Origin of the sequence: Paracoccus sp. S4493, from assembly GCF_000967735.1 — a bacterium.
Taxonomy (GTDB): domain Bacteria; phylum Pseudomonadota; class Alphaproteobacteria; order Rhodobacterales; family Rhodobacteraceae; genus Paracoccus; species Paracoccus marcusii.
Genome location: NZ_JXYF01000504.1, coordinates 1 through 967, shown reverse-complemented (window position 1 = coordinate 967; position 967 = coordinate 1). Strand labels below are relative to the sequence as shown.

Sequence of the window (967 nt, the reverse complement as noted above, 5' to 3'; positions counted from 1 at the left end):
GCCAGCGCGTCGACGGCCGCGATCAGGTCGGCTTCGGGGACGACGGGGCGGAAGGGCGCGCGGATGGTGCCGTGGAACCCGTATCGGCGCGGCTGCCCCACCGGGCGCACCGGCAGGGACGGATCATCGACCGCATGGCCGCCCGCCAGGTCCCAGCCCAGCCACGCCGCGGCACGGTCCGCAAAGATGCCGGGTTGCGGCGCGTAGTAGACGGCATATCGTGTGAAATCCTGCATGCGCGGCACCCTAAGCCCGTTGTGTCACACGGCTGTGACAGCCGTCTGCCAGATGACGCCCTTCGACATGATCCTTCAAGACGGAACCCGACCGCATGACCGACATCATCCTTGCCAACGCCCGCCTGGTCCTGCCGACCGAGGTGATCCACGGCCACCTGGTCCTGCGCGACGGGCTGATCGCAGAGATCGGCCAGGGCCGCGCCCTGCCCGCGGGCGCGCTGGATTGTCAGGGCGACCTGCTGATGCCGGGCCTGATCGAATTGCACACCGACAACCTGGAACGCCATATCGAGCCGCGCCCCGGCGTGGACTGGCCCCATGCCCATGCGATCATCGCCCATGACGCCGAACTGGCCAGCGTGGGCATCACCACCGTCTTCGACGCGCTGCGCGTGGGGTCGGTCGTGACGTCGAACAATGCAGGCTACGGCGAATATGCCCGCGCCCTGGCCGACGAGATCCTGGGCCTCCGCGCCCAGGGGGCGCTGCGGATCAGCCATTTCCTGCACCTGCGCGCCGAGATCTGTTCCCAAACCCTGCCCGAGGAGATGGCAAAGTTCGGCCCCCGGGACCGCATCGGCATCGTCAGCCTGATGGACCACACCCCCGGCGAACGCCAGTTCCGCGACATCGGCAAGCTGCGCGACTATGTCTGCGGCAAGAAGGGCCTGTCGGATGCCCAGTTCCTGGACCATGTCGCCGACCAGCAGGCCCTGCGCGCCCGCGTG

At 68.7% G+C, this 967-nt stretch carries 1 protein-coding gene and 1 pseudogene; one reads left to right on the top strand and one right to left on the bottom strand.

Going from position 1 to position 967, the window contains the following annotated elements:
* Positions 1–236: pseudogene (locus TW83_RS18760) on the bottom strand (phosphonate metabolism protein); the annotation flags it as partial.
* 95 nt (positions 237–331) lie between these two features.
* On the opposite strand from TW83_RS18760, the gene TW83_RS18755 reads away from it, so the two are divergent.
* On the top strand, positions 332–967 hold a 636-nt coding region (locus TW83_RS18755), incomplete at its 3' end, for an alpha-D-ribose 1-methylphosphonate 5-triphosphate diphosphatase (protein WP_045984306.1).